A 19,130-nucleotide genomic window follows, 5' to 3' on the forward strand; every position below is an offset into this window, starting at 1 on the left:
CCCTGGATGCCCTCGGGGGTTTCCATGTCCTTCTGGCTCATTCTCATCATTGGCGTCGTGGTCTTCTTCGTCCTGCGCGGCAAGAAGGACCGTGCCGAGCAGCTCGGTGCCTCGCGGCGCGCCCTGCCGACAGCGCCGCTGGAGCCCCATGTCTTCCCCTGTCCCTACCCCAAGTGCCCCACCTGCGGCGCCACGGGGGACAAGATGAAGCAGGACTGGGACGGCCTGCGTGCCGTGAAGTGGACCTGCGGGTACTGTGGGGCCCAGGCGGGCGTGCAGACCCTCAAGGACGAGGAGCTCCCCCCTTCGGCCCGGCGACGCCTGGGCCTGGACGCGCCCATGCAGGGCTCCGTGCCCATGCAGCAGGGCGGCTATGGCCAGCCTGGCGGCGGCATGGGCGGCCTGCTCACGGGCATGATGATCGGCAGCATGATGGGCGGCGGCCACCAGCACCACGATCACCAGGATGGGGGTGATGGCTGGGGTGGCGGGTCCTCCGACAGTTCCTCCAGCGACTGGGGTGAGTCGGGTTCCAGCGATGGCGGTGATTCCGGTGGCGACTGGGGCGGGGGAGATTCCGGCGGGGACTCCGGCGGAGACTGGTAGGCGCGCTTGGACTTCGGACGGCCCTCGATGGCATCTTGAGCCAGGACTGGAAGTTGGCCAAGCTCAATAATTGGAGATGATTTCATCGCCAATGAAGCGATGGGAAATTCCCATTGATTCAGCGATGAGAATGCCCATGATGGGACCACTTTCCTACGGACTGTGGCCATCCGAAGGTGGCCCTTTTGCGGAGCCGCCATGACCGGCCTGCGCTTGCGCTATCTGTCCTTGCTCCTTGCCTCCGGGGCCGTGCTGACGGCTCAGACGACCGGAGCGCTTCAGGGTCGGGTGCTGGATCCCAAGGGACGGCCCGTGGCCGGGGCGCGGGTGGCCATCGGCGGCCAGGCCCTCCAGGGCGGGCGGACGACGGTGACGGACGAATCCGGCGCCTATCGGTTCGGCCTGCTGCCGCCGGGTCCCTGCACGCTTACGGCGACGAAGGAGGGTTTGAACACGGCGAAGGCCCAACTCCAGGTCGGACTCGACCGCACCTCCACGGTGGACCTGGTTATGAACGCCGTCGCCAGCGCCACCGTCGAAGTGCTCGAAACGAACACCTCTGTCGACCTGAAGGCCACGACCGTCGGTTCCAACTACACGGCCGAGGCGATTTCAAAGCTCAATGTCTCCAGAGATTTCGCGAACATCGCCCTGCTGGCCCCCGGCGTGAGCCAGGACAATGCCGGGTTCAAGGTCTATGGCTCCACCGGGGCGGAAAATAGCTTCGTCGTGGATGGCATCAATGCCACGGATGTGGAGTTCGGCACCAAGGGCAAGAAGGTGCCCATGGAATTCATCCAGGAATTCCAGGTGAAGACGGGCGGATACGAGGCCGAGTACGGCAAGGCCATGGGCGGCATCATCAATGTCATCACCAAGTCCGGGGGCAACGAGTTCACCGGCGATGTGTTCGTCTATTCCGAAGGCGCCATCCTCAAGACGGGCAACAAGCACCAGAACGACGGAAACCTGTCCAAGCCGCTGCTGATCGAGGACAAGACGCTTGAGCTGGGCTTCGATGTGGGCGGGGCCATCATCAAGGACCGGCTCTGGTTCTTCGTCGCCTATGACCGGCGAAAAGAGAACCAGACCTACGGCATCCGCCTGGGGCCCGAGGCGGGCCAGCACGCTCCGCAGGACTCCACCCGCGATCTCTTCGCAGGCAAGCTCACATGGCGTTTCTCGGAGAGCCAGAGCCTCATCGCCTCCATCGTCGGCGACCCGGAGACCATCACGGGCGCCGTGAAATCTCCCCAGGGCGGCATCGGCACCTGGGATGGCCAGAACAAGGTGGGCGGCACGGACCTGAGCCTGCGCTACGAGGTCACCGGCGAGCGGTGGTTCGGTCAGCTCCAGGTGAGCCGCCACCAGCAATCCAGCTCGATCCTGCCCGGCGTGGGCGGCAACCAGATCCAGCTGGTGGACCAGGCGGGCGGGGGCGCCCAGAGCGGCGGTTTCGGCCGCTGGGACGACAAGAAGTTCACGCGGGACAACATCACCGGATCCATCACGGGCTTCCTGGGCTCCCACGAGCTGAAGGCCGGATTCGACCTGCAGTCCGACTCGGCGGACATCCGCCGGAGCTTCACGGGCGGTCAGCTGGTGACCCTCCTGGCGGATGACGGCCTGGGCACCGCCACCTCGAAGGTGTACTCGCACTACTGGTGGACCACCGCCGCCGGCCAGGTTTCACCGACCTTCGACGCGCCCAGCATCGTCTTCGCCTCCAAGCCCAAGCACGACAGCCAGTCCTTCTTCATCCAGGACAAGTGGTCGGCCCTGCCGTCCCTGACGGTGAACCTGGGGGCCCGCATCGACCAGACGGACATCAAGGACCAGTTCGGCGCCAAGGTCATCTCGCTGAAGGACGAGTGGGCGCCCCGCCTGGGCGTGATCTGGGACTTCCGCGGCAAGGGGCAGGACAAGGTCTATGCGAGCTTCTCCCGCTACTTCGAGCAGGTTCCCCTGGATCTGGTGATCCGCTCCTTCAGTGTCGAGCGGAACCCCACGACCTACAACTTCAGCCCCACCGCCTACGCGTCCGATCCCGCGGCCGAGGCGCTCATTGGCTCATCCGCCTCCATCGTGGGGTCCTATGTCGAGCCCGTGGACAGCAACCTCAAGGGGTCGTACACGGATGAGATCATCCTCGGCGCGGAAACCACCTTCCGGGACCGCTATATCTTCGGCGCCAAGTTCATCCGCCGCTACCTGGGCCGCGCCATCGAGGATGGCCTGGATGTGAACTCCCCCCTCGGCGACTACTTCATCATGAACCCCGGCGTCAGCTCCCCGGCAGGCGTCACCTATCCGAAGGCCGTGCGGGACTACAAGGGACTGGAGCTTTCCGCCCAGCGGAAGTTCGCCAACCACCACAGCTGGCAGCTCAGCTACCTCTGGAGCCGCCTCGAGGGCAACTACGAGGGGGCCTACCAGGGCATCGGCGGAGCGGATGGCACGGGCCAGCTGGATCCCAACATCAACAGCGCCTTCGACCTTCCGGAATTCATCGTGAACAGCTACGGAAAGCTGAGTGGCGACCGCACCCACCAGGTGAAGGCCAACGGCGCCTACGAGTGGGATTCCGGGCTCACCCTCGGCCTCTCCTTCACCTACCAGACGGGCACGCCCATCAGCCGCCTGGGCTACCACGACGGCTATGGGCGCTATGAGCTGTTCCTGGTGGAGCGCGGCACCGAGGGGCGCTCGCCTGACACCGCGCGGCTCGATGTGAACCTGGCCTACACCTTGAAGCTGGCCAACAAACACCGCCTCCGGTTCGTGGTGGAGGCGACCAACCTGCTGGATTCGCAGACGGCCACGGTCATCGATCAGCGCTACAACTTCGCCCAGGCCGATGTGGGCCAGTCCAACCCGAACTACCGGAACCCCTTCTCCTTCCAGGCGCCGCGGTCGATCCGCCTGGGCATCCGCTACAGCTTCTGAGCGCGCTAAAGCACCTTCGGCACCACGAACTGCCCATGGTCCTGGTCGGGCGCATTCGCCAGGGCCTGGGCCTGGGTGAAGGTCTCGCGCGGCTCGTCCCCCCGGCGGGGCAGGGGATGGTCCAGGCCGGCGAGCATGGGCTCCACCTGGTCGAGGGGGAGTTCGTCCAGGCTGGCCGCATGGGTGAGCATCCGGGCCATGGCCGTGCGCATGGGTTCGACCTCTTCCTCCTGCAGGCTCAGGTGGGCCAAGGCGGCGCAGCGCAGGACATCCTCGCGGGTGACTTCCATCTCAGGCTCCCAGTTTCAGGTCGGCGTCGGCGTTCTGGATCCAGGGGTCGCCCTCGGGCGTCAGCAGCGCTCCGGCGGCGGCGATCATGGCCCCGTTGTCGGTGCACAAGCGCGGCTCGGGGATGGCGAGCCTCAGGCCCGCGCGTGCGGCCAGGCGGGCGGCTTCACTCCGCAGCCGTGAATTGCAGGCCACGCCGCCGCTGATCACCAGGCTCCGGGCGCTGTGTTCCTGAGCCAGCGCCGGAAGGGGCTTCAACAGCCAGGTCGAGATGGCCTCCTGAAGGCTGCGGCAGAGGCCCTGCACCTCAGGATCGGCGGCCCCGGCCTCGGCCAGGCGGGGGTTGCGCTCCACCCGCAGCTTCACACCGGTCTTCAGTCCCGAGAAGCTCCAGGAGGCCTTGCCATCGCGGAACTTCGGCGGCGTGAAGGGTTCGGCCGTGCGGGGTGCGGCCTGGGCGCAGGCATCCACCACCGGGCCGCCCGGATAGCCCAGGTTCAGCATGCGGGCGGTCTTGTCGAAGGCCTCGCCGGCGGCGTCATCCCGGGTCTTCTGGAGCAGCTGGAGCGAGGTCCAGTCCTTCGCCAGGTAGAGGTGCGTGTGGCCGCCGGAGACCAGCAGCACCAGCGCGGGGAAGGGCAGGTCCGGGGCCGCGAAGCGGGCGGCGTTCAGGTGCCCCAGCAGGTGATGGACGCCCACCCATGGGAGGCCGTGACGCCAGGCCGCGGCCTTGCTGGCGCTGAAGGTGGCCAGGAGGCTGCCCACGAGGCCCGGTCCCCGGGTGACGGCGATGCGGTCCAGACCGGTCAGGCCGACCCCCGCCTGCGCCAGGGCCGCGGCCATCACGGCGCGCACCTGCAGCAGGTGTTCCCGCGCCGCCAGCTCCGGCACCACGCCGCCGAAGGGGCCGTGGATGGCATCCTGGCTCTCGCGCACCAGGGACCGGAGGACGGGGCCTGCGGCCGTTTCTTCCACCACGGCGGCGGAGCAGTCGTCGCACGAGGATTCCAGGCCCAGGATCAGCATCGGGATAGTGTAACTTGGCAAGCTGGAGTCCCCTCATGCGCGGTCCGATGCTGCTGTTGCTGCTCACGCCTGCCGTGCTGCTGGCCCAGCGTCCACAGGTGGCCCCCGCTGAGGCCTTCGACCGCGAGTTGAAGCGGAACCGGTTCGGCACCTGGCTGGTGCTGGAGGACGAGGGCGCCGCCTGGGGCGGGGTCATGCGGTCGGCCCTGGACGAGGAACCGATGGTGCTCCTGAACCTTCCCTTGAAGGTGGTCGCCGGGGGCAAGAAGGCCGATGCCCTGGCGGCGACCCTCCGCGACCGCTTCGGATGGTCCAGGGGCGCCCACTGGGCCCTGGTGGATGGAAAGGGCCGGGTGCAGGCAGAAGGGGCGGAAGTTCCGACGGGCGCGGCCCTGGGCCGGGCCGTAGACCAGGCAGGGCTTCCCTCGCGCACCCAGGAACTGGAGGCTTTCCTCCGGCAGAGTCCGGACCGCCTGGATGCGCGGGCGGCCTTGATCCAGGTTCACCTCGCCGTGGCCAGCCGCAGGACCTGGAAGGCTCTGGGCTCCGCCGAGCCGAAGCCCGCAGAGGCGTCGGGCCCGGTGCCTGTGAAGCCGCTCGGGCCCGAGGCGGACCTGGCCATCTGGGGCGCCGCCGCGCATCAGCTGGACGCCCTCCTTCGGGAGACGGACGGGGCCCCCCTGGGGGGCGCACAGGGATTCGTGTTCAGCAACGGGATCAGGAGATCCGCGGCAGAGCATTCTCCCTCCGTGGTGGCCGTACTAAACCGTCACCGGGGTGCTCTGGAGGAAAAACTACGACGGCAGCCCGAGGATTCGGAAGCCTGGCAGCTCTGGACGGTGGCCTCACAGAAGTGCGGTGGGTGGCCCCTCCAGCCCCTTCTGGCGACCATGACGCCCCTGCCGGGGGCCTCGGCTGGGCAGTGGCCGCCCTGGAGCGTCCTCGAGGAATATTTGAAGGACGCCAAGTCCCGCGGCGAATGGGCGACGATCCGGGAGGTCCTGGAACCCCGCTGGGCCGAGCTCCGGGAGGCCCTGTTGGATGACCGTCGGAGTGCCGGAGGGGACGCCTTCCCCTGGAACTGGATCCTCGGCCCCCTGGTGGAGGCGCAGATCGCGCAGGGCGACACCGGGGCCGCCGATCAGGTGCTGAACGAGGCGGCCGAGGTGATCAGCTGGCCCGGCCTGCCGGCCAAGGCCCGGGACCTCGCCACCCGCTTGAACCGGCCTGATCTTGCCACCCGCTGGGGCGCCCTGACGCCGAAGAGCCGATGAACCTGGCCCCCACCCGCGTTCAGCTGAACCGGCCCCTACCGCCGCTCACCTACCTGGCACCAGAGGGCCTGCCGGCGGGAGTGCGGGTGCGGGTGCGGGTGCGGAACAGCCTGGCGGTGGGGCTGGCCATGGGGCCCGACCCGACCCCGCCTGCGGCCAAGCTGCGGCCCATCGAGGCCGTGCTGGATCCCTTCCCCCTGCTGCCGCCGAAGCTGCGGGAGCTCCAGGCCTTCGCCGCCCGCTACTACGGCTGCCTCGAGGCCCACTTGCTGCCGTTGAGCCTGCCCCAGGCCATGCTTCCGAATTGGGAAGCCGATGAGGATGGACAGCGGTTGTCGTTTCACCGCGAGCGGGGCGCCTGGCCGGTGTTGGCTGACCTGGGCGAGGCCTGGCACCGCGATCCGGGCATCCTGCCCACGCTGCTGCACCGGGCGGGTCTGCGCGGGGCGGGGTTCACAGAGGTCCGCCTCACGGGTGCGCCCCATCCGCCCCGGGTGACGCCGGCCCAGGCCAAAGTGCTGCTCGCCCTGGAGGAGGCGGGCGGTGCCTTGATGGAGCCCGACCTTCTGGAAGCCGCCGGCGTGGGCGCCACCGTCCTGGGCACCCTGGAGAAGCGGGGGCTCCTCGCCCGCATGAAGCGGGTGGACCTGCTGGGCCAGCGGCGCGAGGCGGGGGTGGACCGCACGGTCACGCTGAACGAGGAGCAGCAGGTGGCTCTGGAGGCCGTGGCGCTCGGGGCTTTCGGCGTCCACCTGCTCCACGGCGTGACGGGTTCCGGCAAGACCGAGGTCTATCTCGCCCTGGCGGAGCGGGTGCTGGCGGAGGGCCGACGCGTACTGTGGCTGGTGCCCGAGATCGGGCTCACGGCCCGGTTGCTGGACCGCCTGGAAGCCCGCTTTCCGGGTCGCATCGCCGTGGGCCACGCGGGCCTCAATGCGGGCGAGAAGCACGGGGATGTGGTGCGGCTGCTCTTCAACGGGGCCGACCTCTTCGTGGGCGTGCGGAACGCCGCGCTGGCGCCCTTGCGAGACATCGGCCTCATCATCGTCGACGAGGAGCACGAGGGCTCGTACAAGTCCGAGGAGCACCCCCGCATCCACGCCCGGGACCTGGCCATCAAGCGGGCCCAGCTCGAAGGCTGCCCCATCGTGCTGGGCAGCGCCACGCCGAGCCTCGAAAGCTGGCAGGCGGCCCAGAGCGGCCGGTATGGGCTGCTGCGGCTGCGGCAGCGCCCCGCGGGCATCACGCTGCCGACGGTGGAAATCGTCGATCTGCGCGATGTCTACCGGCAGTTGCGGCGGAAGGTGATCCTCGCGCCCCCCTTGATGCAGGCGCTCACCGAAACCGTGGCGAAGGGCGAACAGGCCCTGCTGCTGCTGAACCGGCGGGGTTACGAGAACTTCTGGATGTGCCGGGCCTGCGGCAAGACGCTGGGGTGCCCCCACTGCGCCATTTCGCTGACCTATCATCGGGGCGACTACCGTCTGCGCTGCCATCTCTGCGGCCATGAGACGGTGCCGCCCGAAGCCTGCCCCGACTGCGGCGCCGATCATCTGCGGGGCGTGGGCGAGGGCACGGAGCAGGTGGAGGAGCACCTGAACCAGCTCTTCCCCACCGCCCGCATCCTGCGGCTGGACCGGGACACCACGCGCCGCCGGGGTTCCTTTGAAGCGGGCCTGTTGGCCGCCGAGGCCGGAGAAGTGGACATCCTTGTGGGCACTCAGATGCTGGCCAAGGGCCACACCTTCCCACGGCTCACCCTCGTGGGCGTCCTCAACGCAGACCAGGGACTCAAGGTGGCCGATTTCAGGGCCTCCGAACGGACCTTCCAATTGCTCACCCAGGTGGCGGGCCGGGCCGGCCGCGCCGAGCTGCCCGGCCGAGTGATCCTCCAGACCTACTCACCCGAGCACCCGGCCATCACCTTCGCCCTGGCCCAGGATTTCGAGGGTTTCGCCGCGTCGGAACTGCCCTTTCGCGAAGGTCTGGGCTATCCGCCCTTCACGGCCCTCACCCTCTACCGGGCCGAGGCCGACACGCTCCGCGAGGCCCGCGAGGCCCTGGATACCTTCCGGCAGCGCCTGTCCGTGCCCGGCCTGCGGGTGCTGGGCCCCCTGGAGGCGCCCGTACCCCGCGTGCGCGACCGCTGGCGCATGCATCTGCTCCTCAAAGGCACCCGGGGTGCCCTGGGCGAAGTCCTGAACCGGCACCCCCTCGATCCCGCCGGCCCCCTCAGCCTGGACCGGGACCCCGTGCAATTCGGGTAGTGTCTAAAAAGTAGCCAATCCTGAATTCATAGGACTTCGGCGATGCGAGGTGTATTAATCTAAATCACTGAAATAGAAGATATTAATCTTTTATGAAGATCGATATTTCATGAGCCCTAATCTTTTGCTCACCGGCGAGGTCACATCATGGCGTCCCCACACCCTTCCAAAGGCTCCTCCGGCTACTCGATGGTCGAGGTACTCGTCGTACTTGCCATCATCGGCGTCTTGAGCCTTGCGTATGCGTCCTACCGTTCGGACAAGAACGGTCCAGCCGTGCGGGGAACTATCAATGGGATCGTCAGCGTGCTCGTGGATGCCAAGACGCTGGCCCGAGGCACCGGCAGCACGGTGACCTTGACGCCTTCGGGCACGCCGCCCCGAGCTGTCCTTGACTACCAGTCGACATCCGGAAGCGGTGCCCCCGGGCAGTATGCGCATGCTGCGGACTCGAACATTTCGAGGTATTGCATCGTGGATCTGGATGGTTCGAGTACGGCCGGAAGCGCTGCCATCGCCAGCCTGAAGGCGGATCTCCAGAGCACGAAGGTCAACAACACGAGCATCTTCGGCAGCACGGCCTGGACCCAAAGCCTGTTCGATTCCTCGAAACCCTTCTTCTTCAACAGCAACGGGACGGCCAGCGCGGATGCCTTCATCGCCATCGTGGGTTCCACGGAGGGGGTGCCTCTGTCGGACGGTCCCGTGGGCATCATTTTGATCAATGCCTCTGGAAACATTTACCGCTACTACCGGACCAATTCCAGCTCTGCATGGGTGAGGTTATGAACGCCGCTCCGAGCATCACTCCGGAACGCCGCCATCCCGGCGGCTTCAGCATGGTCGAATTTCTCGTGGCCGCCTTCATCCTCTCGATCGGGCTGCTGGGATTGATCACCCTCCAGGTCGCCGCCGTGGCTCAGACCGCGGCGGGGCGGGGGCGGACCACGGCGGCCAACATCGCGAATCAGATCCTTCAGCGGGCCCAGATGGAGGGTCAGCATTATTACCTCGCCAAGTACAACAGTGTGGCTCCCACCCTACCTGCGGTGTTCACAGCCACGCCTGGTACCGCCTTGGCCAATGCCCCCTTTGGCGGGTTCAATGTCGACGGTGTCCAGGTGACGGATGCCGGCGGCGCCAACCTGACCAACCTGGCCACCTTGGTGCCTGATGCCAACAAGCGCGCCCCCATCTTCACGGCCTCCTGGGCTCGCCGGGCCTATCTGGGAACGGCGCCCGCCAGTACGACCCAGACCCAGGAATTCGTGGTGAACATCGCCTGGGTGGAAGGGCCGCAGACCAAGTACCTCAGCATGAGCCGGAGCATCCGGTACTGATCGTCCTCCTCATCCTGATCAAAGGGCTCACTCCATGGATCAACCTATGACTGACGATCTCGGTAGGCATCACAGAGCCAGAGGGTTCTCGCTCGTCGAGCTGCTCGTGGCACTGATGTTCACGGCGCTTCTCATGGCTGGCATGGCGAATGTCTTCAAGTCATCCGTCCATACTTTCACGGCCGTCAACGAGACCATGGGCGCCCAGAGAACCAACCGCTGGGCCATGGATCAGCTTTCCGACGACATCTCCCAGGCCGGGATGGTGTTTCCAGATCGTGCGCTGCCCAGCTTCATCATCAGCGGGTCGGAAAGCCTGTTTTCCATCACTCCAGGCGCGGTGGTAGCCAATGTGGCGCGCGTCAGCGACACCAACCCCGCGGCCACCGAGGCGGAGGTCGTGAATGCAGACATCCTCCAATTCTTCACAGACGCACCGCTGCCCGTGAGCGGCTTTTGGGCCGCGGACACACCCGGTGACAACCCCAACCCCGGCGGCACCCCATCGGCGGCCCCGGCCAGCGCGGCCGTGGACTTCAAGCTCGGCGCTCCCACGGACCTCAAGGCCGGCGATGTGATGGTCATTCTGGACAGTGGCGAGTATGGGAACTGGGAGCATCCCCTGATCAGCGGAGGCGCCAATCCGGTGGTGTTCGAGACCGACGCCACCAAGATCGCCAACTACACCGCAACGCCCATCAGTCCTGGCATCACGCTGGCCCACAAGAAGGATGTTCCCGTGTATTTCATCCGTCCTGCCCAGCTCGTCCGCTACGCTGTCGTGTCGGTGGCCCTGGATCCCGCCAACACGGCGGTACGCCTGCCCTGTCTGGTGCGCCAGCAGGCGAACTACCCCACGGCCGGCACGGTGGACTGGACCACGGTGCCCACGCAGATCATCGCGGAGAATGTCGAGGGTTTCCGGGTCGACCTCAGCTTCGACGGCGGCACCACCTGGGCGCGGACGACGGGGGCGCCCACCACCTGGGCAGCCATCCAGGCCAATGCTGATGCCCAACTGGCCACCAAGGGACTTCCGGGCTGGACCAAGGTGACGGATCCTTCGAAACCGGACTGGTTCCGCGGGATCACATGCCTGATTCGCGTCGACATCACCACCCGGGCCCCGATCCGCCGCGAGGAATACAGCCCCACGCTCGGGACCCGCGCCTACCGCACTCGCACTCAGACCCTGATGATCTCCTCCAGGAATTTCGGCGTGGGCAAGTAATGCGCCCCCTCCCTGTTGACGGTGAATCCATGCATGCCGACCACGCCTCACCTTCCCGCCACGCCGAACAGGGTGGAATCACCATCCTGACCACGCTGGGCCTATTGGTCCTGCTCACGGTGCTGGTCTTCAGCCTGGGCAAGAGCTCTCTTCGCGAACTGACCGTCACGGGCACCGTATGGCAGGCCGCCAAGGCCAGCGAGGCCGCGGAAGCCGGCCTGGACTGGTTCATTCTGTGGACCAATCCGACCAACGCCGGCAGTGCCACGACTGCCGGCCGGGAAACGCTGGTGACCGCCTTCAATGCCTTGAATGCGGGGACGACCTGGAGCGATCCCACGATCAATCCCTATCTCCTGAACAGTGCCAAGCCGTGGGATCGGGCCGCGAGCCTGACTTCCACACCCTCCACGACCGGGTCCGACATGGTTTTCGCGAATACGGGGACGGGCTACCTTCAGAGCGGCTCAGAGGTGAAGCAGTCTTTTGATCTGATGTTCCGGTTCCTCGGCACGCCCCTGGTGAATACGGTCTCCAGCGGTGGTGGTAATCCGGCAGGCCAGGGTTCCGGGACCGGGCGCCAGTCGGTTCTCTTCCAGCTCCAATCCACGGGCAAGGCCAGCATTCCGACCGGAGGAACCTACATGAACTATCGGGCCACCCGCGAAATGTACCTGACGCTGATCCCTTGAGTTTTCCCATAGGGCCGATTCTTCCCCCTTTTGATGAGGTCTCGAGATGAGTCGCATGAAGCTCCTGCCCCTTCTTTCCATTTCCTTCCTGGTCTCCACGGTCCTGGCGGCCCAGGTGGATCCCCGCCTGCAGGCCTGCAAGACCGATGTGCTGGATGTCTACAGCGGCGGGAAGCAGGGTGCCAAGCCCGAGATCATCACGCTCATCGACAATTCCGGATCCATGGAGGCATTGGGCTGGGATTCGCGTTTCTACGCCAATGTCTCCACGAACATCCATGTGGGCGCATCCACGGTCTTCGGGACCTCAAACGGAGACAACTCCGTCGACTACTTCCAGGTGGTGTCCTCGAGCCGCTATAACGACGCGACCCATGGGAATATTCGGTACACCGTGTCCTTCGGGGGGGTCACCGAAGGCTTGCTAATCAAGCCTGATGGCACCCCGGTGGTGTCCAGCGATGTCAGCAATGCCTCGGATGTCCAAAAATGGGTGGCCCGATCCAGCCATGTCCGGTTCGCCGTCACCTCCAAGTCATCCGGGAGTGCGCCGACTTACACCTATGGGGGCATCAGTTACTCGATTCCATCTGGCAACTGCGGAATCAAGCCAAAGCCCTTCAGTAGTTCAGGCAATTACAGTTCCTCCTCCACGGGCAACATCGCCACTTCCGACCAGACTCGGGTGGTGGACATTCCTCTCCCCTGGGCTGTTTTTGATCGCGTGCCGACCTACGAGCAGCGCTCCCTCTCGCCTTCGCCATCTTCCTTGAATACAGCGAAGACGGACAAACATCCCCAGCACATGTATCTGTACGATCCCGTACCCCTCGACGACACCCTCCCGGTGGTGCCGACCGCCACCGCCCAGTACTACGAAGTGGACACCAACTGGTGGGCCACCACCGGGAACGGGGGACGGAACGGTGCGCTCGTCAACGGTAGCGGGCAATTCGACTACATCCGCGTGCACCCCGAGTATCTGGCCTGGTGTTTCTTCGGCCAGGATGTTCGGAATCAGAATGAGACCGGGGCCTTCCAGGGCGGCATGGTCGACAAGTACCTCGGAACCAATGACGGGGGGTACACCGTGCCCGACGCCCGGGATGGCGCAGCGGGATTCCGGAGCTTCACCCGCGATGGCGTGACCACGACGGGGAATGGGCTGCCCAACATGACGCGCCTCCAGGCCGTCAAGTACGCTGTCATCCGGACCTACATCAATGAGCAGATGAAAGTCTGGTGGGGCATCCGGTTCCTGAAGCTGGGATCCCAGGGGTTCCAGGAGAACGGCCGATCTTCCGCCTCAAAGGTGTTCAGCTCCAGCAACACGGCCGGCAACCCTGGGGATCGGCAGGTCCTTCGTCTCTACCGCCCTACCAGTGCCAACAATCCCGACCCCAACATGGATTACATCCAGAGGATGGGGGCTCCCAACAACACGCCCCTCACCTTCGCCCTGCTCAACACCTACGCCCAGATGGCCAGCACGGATAACGGGACCAGCGGCAGCGTCTTCAGCCCCGCTAATGATGCCTACAAGGGGGAAAACCCCATTCCCAGCTGCCGCCGAAGTTTCGTGGTTGTGTTGTCAGATGGCAATCCCAATGACGACAACTCAAACGCCAGCGGCAGCAATGGCGGGGCCTTGGGAACGGGTGATCCTTTCTCCGGTGGATCCTTCCCCACCATCGCCTTCAGCACCATCGGCCCCACCAAGGCCAATTTCAACATCTGGTCACTGGCCGCCGTGGCCGCCCACATCACGCCTTCGGCAACGGATGCCGCTACCAAGAGCGGCTGGCCCACAGATAACGACAATGCGGGTGTGCTCCCCCCCTTCCTGGTGACTTCAAGACCCAGTGGCGTCACGCGCCGCATCAGCACCATGACGATCGGCATCAGCATGGCGGGCAAGCGGGGCGCCGATGCCCAGGGGGCTACGGGCGCCAAGGCCGGCATGTACCGGACGGCACTCTATGGGTGGGAGCAGCGGGGTTCCTACGATTCGACGAACCTCCCGATGCCCTTCGACCCTGCGGATTCGACGCGAAAGGACACGCAGAAGAATCCCTTCTTCTTCGACGCACAAAGCCCAGAAAGCATCGCGGATGCCTTGGCTGAAACCTTTGCCCAGGCGCGCGCCGTCACGAACACCATGAGCGCCCCGGTCGCGCCCCTCGTGGGTCTGGGGGTCGGCAAGCAGATGTACCTGGGCACTTTCACCACGGCCAGCAATCAGGCGGCCTGGGTGGGTGATCTGCTCATGACGGGCATGACCACTTCCGGTGGAACCGTCAAGCTGCTCGACAAGGGCGGATCGCCCCTGACCAGCGGCATCAATATCAATTCGGCCATCTGGTCGGCCTCCGTCATGCTGAAGGCCAAGGGGTGGCAGAGCCGCACGATCTATACCCTGAAGCCGGACCCGCTCAACACCGGCAAATTCCTGAAGGATCTCCTGGTCTGGAACCAGAGCACCTCGCTCGCGGACCTGCCGAATGCCACCCTCGGGGTCAGCACGGATGCGAACCGCCGCAGCCTCATGCGGTTCATGATGGGAGCCAGCAAGGAAGCCCAGGATGACGCCGCCGCGGTCACGAGCATTGCCACTTCCCGGGATGATCTGATGGGCGACATCATCAACAGCACCCCGGCGATTCTCCAGTTCCCCCTCTCCAAGGTGCCGAGCGGAACCCTTTCCTCCTGGCTGTCCAGCAACTCCAGTCTTCAGGACAAACGCTTCCGCCTCATCATCGTGGGTGATAACCAGGGCATCCTTCACGGCTTCGGTGAAGTCAGCGGCGTGGACTCGGGTGGCCTCGTGCAGGCCGCCGTGGATGAGCTCTGGGGCTTCATTCCCCCCGACATTCTCGGCGGACTGCAAACCTGGAGGACCGGCACCATCCATCGCTATCTCGTGGATGGCTCGCCCGTGGTCTACCTGAACGAGCAGGGTACTCCCAACGGTCAGGTGGACGGGACCGACATCGTAAGGGTGGTGTTCGGTCTCCGGAAGGGAGGGCGCAGCTACTACGCTCTGTCTTTCGACGGCAATGATCCCGTTTCGCCACTCGTTCCCTGGATGGTTCGTCCGGACGATTCCTCCGATCTCGCCATCAAGTCCATGGGGTTCAGCACCAGCACGCCGGCGCCCGCCCGCGTGTTCGATGGGGGCCTCCTCAAAGATGTCTTCTTCCTGGGTGGAGGACTCTCCACCGCCGATGTCGATGCGGCTTTTGGGAGTTCCGCCAAGCTGGGGCGTTCGGTGATCGCCGTCAGCGTGCTGGACGGGTCTCTGGTCAAGTCATGGGACTTCATCAACAATGCCACGCTCAAGGCGGCCTATCCCTCGATGGGATGCATTCCTGCAGGCGCGGTTCCCATCGAAGTGCTTCAAGGCAGCTTCAAGACGCAACGAGTCTACTTCTCGGACTTCTCCGGCGGCGTTTATGCCCTGGGTGCGAAGGCTTCCTCCGGGGTGCGCACCGAAACATCCGATATGGGCGGTTGGAATGTCCGAACCATCTTCCGCACCAAGTATGCGGGAACCCCCATCAGCTCCTCACCGGCCATATTCTCACTTCCCTATGGCTATCCAGTGGTAAGAGATAGCGCGCCGACTGCCATGGTGCCGGCCACTGGGGTGGTGTTCGGGATGGGGGATCGCAATGATCCGATGGACCTCGACAACATCAATCCCGGGGGTGGGGGCACGGCCTATCGGGATCGACTGGTCATGGTTCTCGACCGGCAGGACAGCGCGGATGTGCCGAGATCGGGCGGGGGATCCGTGGATGCCCTCGGGTACTCCGAGGACGATGTCGCCGACCTCACCTCTGTGGCCACCACCAGCGACGCCCGGATTTCCACGGGCAGCACCACCTATTACCTGAAGTCCAAGAGTGGCTACATGCTGAACTATGCGGCGGGAACGGCCAAACCGAACATGAGCAACGCCTGGTACTACGAGAAGTCGGTGACCGCTCCCCTCGTGCTCAATTCAGGATTGTTCTTCTCCAAATTCGCCCCCTTGATCACCGCCGGAGTCTGTTCGGGTGCGGGAGGGACCACTTACACCTACAGCCTTTGCGATGTCATGAACCCGGTCTTTGGCGGAGGGACGACGACGACGACCGGATGCAACGGCTACTATGTCAGCTACAACGACATCCCCAGCGAATTGGCCACGGCGGGCATGCGAGCCGTGATCCAGGTCGGGGAGGTCCAGAACGCCGGCACGGGTGTCGGAACGGTCGCTCCCACGGTCATTCCGCCTCCCCCCAACCCGCTTCTTCCCAGGCCCAGAGCCTGGCGCATCATCCGCTGACCGATTTCCTAGTCATCGTCCAGGGGCCCGCGAGGGCCCCTTTTCGTGGGGGAGGGGCCGAGGTGGTACGCTGGGGTGTGTCAGATCCTTCAACCATTGCCCGCCTCCGCCCCAAAAAGGCCTTCGGCCAGAACTTCCTGGTGAACGAGGGGGCCATTCGCACCATCGTGGATGCGGCGCTGGCGAGCCCGGCCCCCCGGCTGCTGGAAATCGGCCCGGGGCCTGGGGTGCTGACGGAGCGGCTGCTGGCCGATGGCCGTCCCCTGTGGGCCGTGGACCTGGACCCCGAGGCCATCGCCCTGCTGCGCGAGCGTTTTGCGGCGAACCCCCACTTCCACCTGCTGGAAGGCGATGCGGTGCGGATGCCCCTGCCCGAAGGCGAGGCCTGGTCGGTGGTGGGCAACCTGCCCTACAACGCGGCGACGCCCATCCTCGCCAGGCTGCTCACGGAGGGCATCCCCTGGGACCGCATGGCGCTGATGTTCCAGCTGGAGGTGGCCCAGAAGCTCATGGGCGTGCCCGGCACCAAGGCCTATGGGCCCCTGTCGGTGCTGGCCCAGCTCTGCGCACGCCTGACCCGGCTGGTGAAGCTGGGGCCCGGTTCCTTCCGGCCCGCGCCCAAGGTGGAATCCGCCGTGGTGCTCTTCGTGCCCCGTGGAGACGCGCCCAGCCTCGCAGAACGGAAGGTCCTGCTCTCCGTGCTGCACCGGTCCTTCGCCCACCGCCGCAAGACCCTGGCGAACAACTGGCAGGGCGCCCTGCCGACGGAAGCCCTGACCCGCGCCGGCCTGGACTCGACGCTGCGAGCTGAAGTCCTGGCGCCTCCGATCTGGCTCGCTGCCACCCGCCACCTGTTGACCCATCATCCCGAGGTGTTCCCATCGTGATCCCCGCCGCACCCGAATTCGAATCCTGGACCGAGGCCCCGGCCGCCGGAGAACTGCGGCTGGTCCCCATTGGCGGGCTCGGCGAGTTCGGCATGAACGCGCTGGTGGTGCACAGCGCCCACAGCCTCTTCCTGGTGGACTGCGGCCAGCTGTTCCCTTCGGACGACCAGCCGGGCATCGATTCCATCGTGCCGGATTTCGCCTACCTCGAGCCCTTCGCGGATCAGCTCCAGGCCGTGCTGTTGACCCATGGCCACGAGGATCACATCGGCGCGCTGCCCTACTTCCTCCGCCGCTGGCCGGTGCCCGTGTACGGGACGGCCTTCACCCTGGGGCTGGTGGAGGGGAAGCTTCGCGAGCACGGCCTGGATGTGGGCCTGCTCCACCCGGTGCGCGACTACGGCCGTATGAAGGTCGGGGACGGTGGGATCGAGGCGGAGTGGATCCCTGTCACCCACAGTCTCCCCGATGCCTGCGCCCTGGTTCTGCACACGCCCCAGGGGGTGCTGGTGCATTCGGGCGACTTCAAGATCGATCCCGAGCCGCTGGACGGCCGGCTCACGGGCATGGAGCGCCTGAGGGCCCTGGGCGACGCCGGCGTGCGGCTACTCATGGCGGATTCCACCAACATCGGCCGGCCGGGCCGCTCGCCCTCGGAATCGGTGTGCCGTGAAGGCCTGGAGGCAGCCTTCGAGCAGACAAAGGGACGCCTCTTCGTCACCACCTTCAGCTCGAACATCCACCGGCTCCAGACTCTGGTGGACCTGGCCTACGAGTTCCGGCGGCGGGTGGTGCTGCTGGGGCGCAGCCTCGATCGCAACCTCGCCCTGGCCCGGTCCCTCAAGCGGCTGTCCCTGCCGGACGACATCCTGATCGACGCCAAGGACGCCCAGCTCTATGACCCCGACGAGCTGCTCGTGCTCTGCACCGGCAGCCAGGGTGAGCCCATGAGCGGGTTGGCGCGGCTGCTCCGGCGGGAGGTGAAGGGGCTGCCCATCCAACCCGGCGACCGGCTGGTGGTGAGCGCCCGGGCCATTCCCGGCAATGAGGTGGCGATCTCTCGCATGCTGGATACGGCGGAACGGCTCGGCGCGGAGACCTCACTGGAAGGTCTCGGCCCTGTCCATGCGTCGGGCCATGGCAGCCGCGAGGAACTGGCCGATCTGATCCGGGCCGTGCGGCCGGATCAGATGGTGCCGGTGCATGGAACCTACCGGAACCTGCGCGCCCACGGGAAACTGGCCGCGGACCTGGGCTGGCCGGCCGAGCGCATCTCTCTGCTGGATGGCGGTCTCTGCCTGCGCCTCTTCGAGGATGGGGGCATGGACATGCCGGGGGCGGTGCCCGTGGGCAAGTGTTTCGTGGATCAGGGCGTGGAGCACATGGTGGATGCCCGCGTGGTGAAGGACCGCCTCATCCTCCAGGAGGATGGCGTGGTCTTCGTGACGCTGCTGGTGGATCCGCAGACGGGAGACCTGGCTGCCGAGCCGACGATCCTGAGCCGGGGCTTCGTGATGCTGTCGGACGACGAGGCCTACGCGGAGTTGCTGGCGGGCGTGGCCCGCAAAGCCTACGACGAGGCCCCGCCTGCGGTGCGGAAGGATGGAGAGGCCCTGCGCGACACGCTCCGTCTGGCCCTGCGGCGCATCATCCGGAAGACCACCCAGACCCGGCCGCTGGTGATCCCGGTGATCATCGAGGCGCCGGCCCTCTGACGGAACCCGGCGCTACCGAAGGCCCCGGCGTCCTCCCCCGCCCGGGCGCAGGGCGCCGGGCCGGTCGGCGAAGCCCTGCCGCAGGGCCTCCACCATCCGCCGTTGCATCTCCTCCACATGGATTACCAGCCGCACCTGCTGGGCAGGGCTGAGCTTGCCCCGGATGTCGTCCTCGAAGCGGAACTTCAAGTCCGCCTGCTGGCGGCGCAGATCCATGAACTGCTCCAGGAGGGGGCGGACCTGGGCGTTCTTTTCATCCTCGGAACCGGGGCTGATCAGGATGTCGTTGAAGCGGCGGCGGAGCGCCTGGATCTGCCGCGCCCGCCCGAACTGTTCCCGGTCATAGCGCATCCAGCGATCCACCACAGTCCGCGCCTGTTCCTCGGGCAGGCCCACCTTCTGCTGGAGCTGCTCCAGGCGGAAGCGGGCCAGGGGCTGCTCATCTTCGGCCTGGGGTGGGACGGGGGCCTGCGACCAGACCGGGAGCGGGGCCAGCAGCAGCAAGGAGGTCAGGATGGGGCGGAACAT

The 19,130-nt window shown here is 66.1% G+C and carries 14 protein-coding genes; 11 read left to right on the forward strand and 3 right to left on the reverse strand.

Annotation, left to right across the window (positions count from 1 at the left end; translation table 11 throughout):
• Nucleotides 1-24 precede the first annotated feature (24 nt).
• Complete coding sequence (locus tag QUD34_RS05120; RefSeq protein WP_286355527.1) at nucleotides 25-606, forward strand: hypothetical protein; 582 nt, start codon at nucleotides 25-27, stop codon at nucleotides 604-606.
• Between the two features lie 198 nt (nucleotides 607-804).
• A complete protein-coding gene (locus QUD34_RS05125) occupies nucleotides 805-3,552 on the forward strand; it encodes a TonB-dependent receptor (protein ID WP_286355528.1) in 2,748 nt (915 codons plus the stop codon).
• Between the two features lie 5 nt (nucleotides 3,553-3,557).
• Here QUD34_RS05125 and gatC read toward each other — a convergent pair whose 3' ends face one another.
• Together gatC and tsaD are read right to left on the reverse strand one after the other, a co-directional pair.
• Nucleotides 3,558-3,842, reverse strand: coding sequence for an Asp-tRNA(Asn)/Glu-tRNA(Gln) amidotransferase subunit GatC (gene gatC, locus QUD34_RS05130; protein ID WP_286355529.1), 285 nt, complete (start codon nucleotides 3,840-3,842; stop codon nucleotides 3,558-3,560).
• 1 nt (nucleotide 3,843) lies between these two features.
• Nucleotides 3,844-4,887 carry a tRNA (adenosine(37)-N6)-threonylcarbamoyltransferase complex transferase subunit TsaD gene (gene tsaD, locus QUD34_RS05135; RefSeq protein WP_286355530.1) on the reverse strand — a complete coding sequence of 348 codons (1,044 nt, stop codon included), beginning with the start codon at nucleotides 4,885-4,887 and terminating at the stop codon, nucleotides 3,844-3,846.
• Between the two features lie 14 nt (nucleotides 4,888-4,901).
• Between tsaD and QUD34_RS05140 the strand changes: the two genes are divergently transcribed.
• The 9 genes from QUD34_RS05140 to QUD34_RS05180 all read left to right on the forward strand — a co-directional run bounded on the left by QUD34_RS05140 (nucleotide 4,902) and on the right by QUD34_RS05180 (nucleotide 18,602).
• Nucleotides 4,902-6,140 (forward strand): hypothetical protein, encoded by a 1,239-nt coding sequence (locus QUD34_RS05140; RefSeq protein WP_286355531.1) that lies wholly within the window; start codon nucleotides 4,902-4,904, stop codon nucleotides 6,138-6,140.
• Nucleotides 6,137-8,407: a replication restart helicase PriA gene (gene priA / locus QUD34_RS05145; protein ID WP_286355532.1), complete on the forward strand. Its 2,271-nt coding sequence runs from the start codon at nucleotides 6,137-6,139 to the stop codon at nucleotides 8,405-8,407. Before QUD34_RS05140 ends, priA begins: the two co-directional genes overlap by 4 nt.
• A 147-nt stretch (nucleotides 8,408-8,554) precedes the next feature.
• The gene (locus QUD34_RS05150) at nucleotides 8,555-9,196 is read left to right on the forward strand and encodes a pilus assembly FimT family protein (protein WP_286355533.1); all 642 of its coding nucleotides are present in this window, start codon (nucleotides 8,555-8,557) and stop codon (nucleotides 9,194-9,196) included.
• Nucleotides 9,193-9,747 (forward strand): type IV pilus modification protein PilV, encoded by a 555-nt coding sequence (gene pilV, locus QUD34_RS05155; RefSeq protein WP_286355534.1) that lies wholly within the window; start codon nucleotides 9,193-9,195, stop codon nucleotides 9,745-9,747. Before QUD34_RS05150 ends, pilV begins: the two co-directional genes overlap by 4 nt.
• A 46-nt stretch (nucleotides 9,748-9,793) precedes the next feature.
• Complete coding sequence (locus QUD34_RS05160) at nucleotides 9,794-10,978, forward strand: PulJ/GspJ family protein (RefSeq protein WP_286355535.1); 1,185 nt, start codon at nucleotides 9,794-9,796, stop codon at nucleotides 10,976-10,978.
• Between the two features lie 29 nt (nucleotides 10,979-11,007).
• Entirely contained in the window at nucleotides 11,008-11,670 is a 663-nt protein-coding gene (locus QUD34_RS05165; RefSeq protein WP_286355536.1) for a hypothetical protein, read from the forward strand.
• A 55-nt stretch (nucleotides 11,671-11,725) separates the two neighbouring features.
• Entirely contained in the window at nucleotides 11,726-16,000 is a 4,275-nt protein-coding gene (locus QUD34_RS05170) for a pilus assembly protein (RefSeq protein ID WP_286355537.1), read from the forward strand.
• Between the two features lie 77 nt (nucleotides 16,001-16,077).
• Complete coding sequence (gene rsmA / locus QUD34_RS05175; RefSeq protein WP_286355538.1) at nucleotides 16,078-16,887, forward strand: 16S rRNA (adenine(1518)-N(6)/adenine(1519)-N(6))-dimethyltransferase RsmA; 810 nt, start codon at nucleotides 16,078-16,080, stop codon at nucleotides 16,885-16,887.
• Nucleotides 16,884-18,602: a ribonuclease J gene (locus tag QUD34_RS05180; protein WP_286355539.1), complete on the forward strand. Its 1,719-nt coding sequence runs from the start codon at nucleotides 16,884-16,886 to the stop codon at nucleotides 18,600-18,602. The genes rsmA and QUD34_RS05180 overlap by 4 nt, the downstream gene beginning before the upstream one ends.
• Nucleotides 18,603-18,614: 12 nt before the next feature.
• Here the strand turns inward: QUD34_RS05180 and QUD34_RS05185 are convergent, their stop codons facing one another.
• Nucleotides 18,615-19,130: a hypothetical protein gene (locus QUD34_RS05185; RefSeq protein ID WP_286355540.1), complete on the reverse strand. Its 516-nt coding sequence runs from the start codon at nucleotides 19,128-19,130 to the stop codon at nucleotides 18,615-18,617.

The sequence above is a fragment of the Geothrix oryzae genome (assembly GCF_030295385.1).
Classification (GTDB): domain Bacteria; phylum Acidobacteriota; class Holophagae; order Holophagales; family Holophagaceae; genus Geothrix; species Geothrix oryzae.

Excerpts from the sequence above, each read along its gene's own strand:
- pilV (WP_286355534.1), top strand. The coding sequence starts at position 9,193 with ATGAACGCCGCTCCGAGCATCACTCCGGAACGCCGCCATCCCGGCGGC.
- QUD34_RS05170 (WP_286355537.1), top strand. The coding sequence starts at position 11,726 with ATGAAGCTCCTGCCCCTTCTTTCCATTTCCTTCCTGGTCTCCACGGTC.
- QUD34_RS05160 (WP_286355535.1), top strand. The coding sequence starts at position 9,794 with ATGACTGACGATCTCGGTAGGCATCACAGAGCCAGAGGGTTCTCGCTC.
- gatC (WP_286355529.1), bottom strand. The coding sequence starts at position 3,842 with ATGGAAGTCACCCGCGAGGATGTCCTGCGCTGCGCCGCCTTGGCCCAC.
- QUD34_RS05120 (WP_286355527.1), top strand. The coding sequence starts at position 25 with ATGTCCTTCTGGCTCATTCTCATCATTGGCGTCGTGGTCTTCTTCGTC.
- QUD34_RS05150 (WP_286355533.1), top strand. The coding sequence starts at position 8,555 with ATGGCGTCCCCACACCCTTCCAAAGGCTCCTCCGGCTACTCGATGGTC.
- QUD34_RS05165 (WP_286355536.1), top strand. The coding sequence starts at position 11,008 with ATGCATGCCGACCACGCCTCACCTTCCCGCCACGCCGAACAGGGTGGA.
- QUD34_RS05125 (WP_286355528.1), top strand. The coding sequence starts at position 805 with ATGACCGGCCTGCGCTTGCGCTATCTGTCCTTGCTCCTTGCCTCCGGG.
- QUD34_RS05185 (WP_286355540.1), bottom strand. The coding sequence starts at position 19,130 with ATGTTCCGCCCCATCCTGACCTCCTTGCTGCTGCTGGCCCCGCTCCCG.
- QUD34_RS05140 (WP_286355531.1), top strand. The coding sequence starts at position 4,902 with ATGCGCGGTCCGATGCTGCTGTTGCTGCTCACGCCTGCCGTGCTGCTG.
- priA (WP_286355532.1), top strand. The coding sequence starts at position 6,137 with ATGAACCTGGCCCCCACCCGCGTTCAGCTGAACCGGCCCCTACCGCCG.